The following is a 3,649-nucleotide window of genomic DNA, read 5'->3' on the forward strand; positions in this document are numbered from 1 at the left end:
TTCAGGTATTATGATCCGGATATAGGTAGATTTACCCAGCCCGACCCGATAGGCTTAGCTGGCGGGTTTAACCTGTATCAGTATGCGCCTAATGGGTTGACTTGGGTGGATCCACTTGGCCTAAGAAAATGTACAACAGGTTTTAAAAACGCCAATGATGCGGGGCGAGCAGCACTTAGTAAATATAATCCAATGTCGATATTCAAAAATCGTGAATATGGTGGGATCATATTTAAAGCAAAAGATGGTACTTATGGCTATACAAGGGGGCGACTTGGTTCGGGTAGAACTGCACCAACATTTAAAGAATCAGCAGGAGGTTTACCTAAGGGCTCAACACCAGTTGGTCAATATCACACACATGGTGATTACTCTGATATTAATTTTAATCGAACGAATAAAGCTGGTGATGTTCATAATAGTGATAAATTTTCTAATAGTGATATTAGCATTCATAATCGTGCTAATAAAACCTTTCCTAATTATACCAATGTATTAGGAACACCAAGCGGGAGCTTTTGGAAGATATTTGGTAAAGTTAGTGGGCCAGATGATGCTATACCGTTATAAGGAAGTGCATATTATGTGTGAAAACTACATTTTTAAGCTTGATAAAAGATATACCCCTTTTCTATTTAAAGCTATAGAAGCAGCCAAAAATAGTGAGTTTGTTTCCAAATGTAAATATGATATTAATAATTTTTATATTTCTTTTAGTAATCATATAACGATAAAAAAAGAGATTAGATATTATACAATACGTTTCTATTCAAAAGAGATTACGCAAGATAATTGGATGGATGTTGGAGTTGGTGGAATAGAAATAGATGATATAAATGTTGATATAAATGTTGATACAGGTGAAGTAATTTACGTTTATGGGAGTCGCTGACCAGTTGATCGGTAAATACAATAATAGAAAGGTTCAAAGCGATTATCTATAAGATTTAACCATTAGAATTTAAATAAAAAATGCCAGTAGCACCCAGAATTCTAGCTACAACGCCCTTGGCCGGCGTATCGAAAAACATCAGCTAGACCGTGAGGGCCAATCCTACAACCGTACCCGCTTCCTGTGGGACGGGTTAAGAATGATTCAGGAAACCGGCCCGAATCACCCTACCAGCCTGTATATCTATACCGACCAGAACAGCTACGAACCACTGGCGCGGATAGACACAGACGGCAACCAAGAACAACATATCCGCTACTTCCACACCGACCTGAATGGCTGTCCGGAAGAGCTCACCGATGCAAACGGTAAAATACTGTGGGAATGCAGCTTTCAGTTATGGGGTAAACGGATTCATGAAATTGAACACGAACCCATAGAGCAGAATCTCAGATATCAGGGACAATATTTAGACAGGGAAACCGGCTTACATTACAATACTTTCAGGTACTATGATCCGGATATAGGACGCTTTACTCAGCCAGATCCGATTGGGCTGCTGGGTGGTTTGAATCTGTATCAGTATGCGCCTAATGGGTTGGCTTGGATTGATCCATTTGGATTAATGAGTTGTAAGCCAAATCATCAGGCAGGGAAAAGTTCTAAAAAATATGGGCATGCTCGTAACGAACATGGCTCTCAAAGAAAAGCACAAGAATTAACTGACAGAGCAAAAACTAAAAATATTCCCCAAGGTCATTTTAGTGATAATAGAATTATAGAAGAAGCGTTTGCTAAAGCACCCAATACACATGGAGTACATGATGTTAAAGTATCACTACCATCAAAAGTATATTATCCTGATGGAACAGTAAAAACAACTGATATTGTAAGGGTAGTCATTAGAGACAAACCTATTACAGCCTATCCCTATATTCCTGGAGATTAAAATGGAAATCATAATTAATATTAAATATAAAAATCCTATAGGCGATATTGATGATGATATTGATGATGAACTAACTCCTTTTCAATATGCATTGGAAGAGTTGAGAAGATATGTTGATTGTGAGTTTTTTATTAGACTGAAAGATAATTACAAAGTAAATCTTGATCTTTATCCTGATATAACAGTATGTTATGAAGATATTGTTAAATCTATCAAACGAGTAAAAAATAATTGGACAGGCAAAGATGATATTTGGTTTTGTGAGCAAGGTTCTGATTTTTACTTCTATTATGACATTAAAGATAAAGGTGTAGAACTTGAATATAAGAAGGGACCAGATGTAGGCATATATAATGGAAAAATTCCGGATATGAAAATTTTTATCAGTAAATTAGAGTACGTACAGGTTTGGGAAACTTTATTTAAAAAATTATCTACGCTTATTGAAGTAAAACTGAATAAAAAAATTAATTTACCATTTTAATAATGTTCAAAAGTATGTAATTGGTTTGGAAAACGTAATACTAATACAATATTCACGGACAAATCGGCTGCAAACAAACCAACGATACTACCCAGCACTACCATTACGACGCCGACAACCGCCTGAGCGAAGTACGCATCGAACAAACAGACCGCAGCCAGCGTTATGGCTACGTCTACGATGCTCTTGGCCGGCGTATCGAAAAGCATCAGATAGACCGCGACGGCCAACCCTACAATCGTACCCGCTTCCTGTGGGACGGCTTAAGAATGATTCAGGAAACCGGCCCGAATCACCCCACCAGCCTGTATATCTATACCGACCAGAACAGCTACGAACTACTGGCGCGGATAGACACAGACGGCAACCATGAACAACATATCCGCTACTTCCATACCGACCTGAACGGCTGTCCGGAAGAGCTTACCGATGCAAACGGTAAAATACTGTGGGAATGCAGCTTTCAGTTATGGGGGAAACGGATTCATGAAATCGAACACGAACCCATAGAGCAAAACCTCAGATATCAGGGACAATATTTAGACAGAGAAACCGGACTACATTACAATACGTTCAGGTATTATGATCCGGATATAGGTCGCTTTACCCAGCCGGATCCGATAGGATTGCTGGGTGGCTTTAATCTGTATCAGTATGCGCCTAATGGGTTGACTTGGGTGGATCCGTGGGGGTTAAAATCAATATTGCCAGATGATGCTATTGTATGCAGAGGTGGAGCATGCCTTGCTGATTCATTTAAAAATGGTAGTGGTGTTGTAGTTGATGGTACAGGCAAGTTAGATGGAATTTCAGTAAATAGCGCAGCAGGTAAGACATTAGATCAACTAACTGAAGGTATTCCACACAATAAAGTAGGCGTTACAACGGTTGGAGATATTCGAGCAGCAGGTGGAGATGTTATACCTTCTCCAACTAAAAATAATCCCCATCATGCAACTTTATCAGGTATTACAGCAAAGCAAGCAGAAGCTTTAATGACACCTACTCAGAAGAACCCATCGGCCAAACCAAAATCCAACAAAAGGAATTGTTAATGCAACAAAATAATAAAATATCCGATGATGAATTGAATTTAATAAAACAACGATGTGATAAAGCGACTAAGGGGCCATGGATATCTTACGTCGAAGATAGAGATCATTCCAGTGGTTCTAATTTTATTATGACTGGAGATGAAAATAATCGCGGGGATGATATTGAGCTTATTGGCGGAACAATAGATGATCAAGAGTTTATTGCACATGCACGACAAGATATTCCTCGATTAATTAATGAAATTAAAAGACTAAAAAAACTAATTGTA

General features: G+C 38.5%; 7 protein-coding genes. 6 read left to right on the forward strand and 1 reads right to left on the reverse strand.

Annotated elements, in window-relative coordinates; genetic code table 11:
- From BGI33_RS03000 to BGI33_RS03015, 4 genes are all read left to right on the forward strand, one after another.
- Nucleotides 1-570: DUF4329 domain-containing protein (locus tag BGI33_RS03000; protein ID WP_144235340.1), on the forward strand; the 570-nt coding region annotated here is incomplete at its 5' end.
- Between the two features lie 13 nt (nucleotides 571-583).
- Nucleotides 584-892, forward strand: coding sequence for a hypothetical protein (locus BGI33_RS03005; protein ID WP_025315298.1), 309 nt, complete (start codon nucleotides 584-586; stop codon nucleotides 890-892).
- 199 nt (nucleotides 893-1,091) lie between these two features.
- The gene (locus BGI33_RS03010) at nucleotides 1,092-1,841 is read left to right on the forward strand and encodes an RHS repeat domain-containing protein (RefSeq protein ID WP_218965115.1); all 750 of its coding nucleotides are present in this window, start codon (nucleotides 1,092-1,094) and stop codon (nucleotides 1,839-1,841) included.
- Between the two features lies 1 nt (nucleotide 1,842).
- The gene (locus tag BGI33_RS03015) at nucleotides 1,843-2,325 is read left to right on the forward strand and encodes a hypothetical protein (protein WP_100089902.1); all 483 of its coding nucleotides are present in this window, start codon (nucleotides 1,843-1,845) and stop codon (nucleotides 2,323-2,325) included.
- Here the strand turns inward: BGI33_RS03015 and BGI33_RS13005 are convergent.
- The gene (locus BGI33_RS13005; RefSeq protein WP_100089903.1) at nucleotides 2,322-2,555 is read right to left on the reverse strand and encodes a hypothetical protein; all 234 of its coding nucleotides are present in this window, start codon (nucleotides 2,553-2,555) and stop codon (nucleotides 2,322-2,324) included. The genes BGI33_RS03015 and BGI33_RS13005 overlap by 4 nt on opposite strands.
- A 39-nt stretch (nucleotides 2,556-2,594) precedes the next feature.
- Between BGI33_RS13005 and BGI33_RS03025 the strand changes: the two genes are divergently transcribed.
- Nucleotides 2,595-3,380: an RHS repeat domain-containing protein gene (locus BGI33_RS03025; RefSeq protein ID WP_100089904.1), complete on the forward strand. Its 786-nt coding sequence runs from the start codon at nucleotides 2,595-2,597 to the stop codon at nucleotides 3,378-3,380.
- Nucleotides 3,380-3,649, forward strand: a 270-nt coding sequence (locus tag BGI33_RS03030; protein WP_100089905.1) for a hypothetical protein, incomplete at its 3' end; no start/stop codon positions are given. The genes BGI33_RS03025 and BGI33_RS03030, both read left to right, overlap by 1 nt.

The organism is Snodgrassella alvi, assembly GCF_002777425.1.
GTDB classification, from domain to species: Bacteria; Pseudomonadota; Gammaproteobacteria; order Burkholderiales; family Neisseriaceae; genus Snodgrassella; species Snodgrassella alvi_B.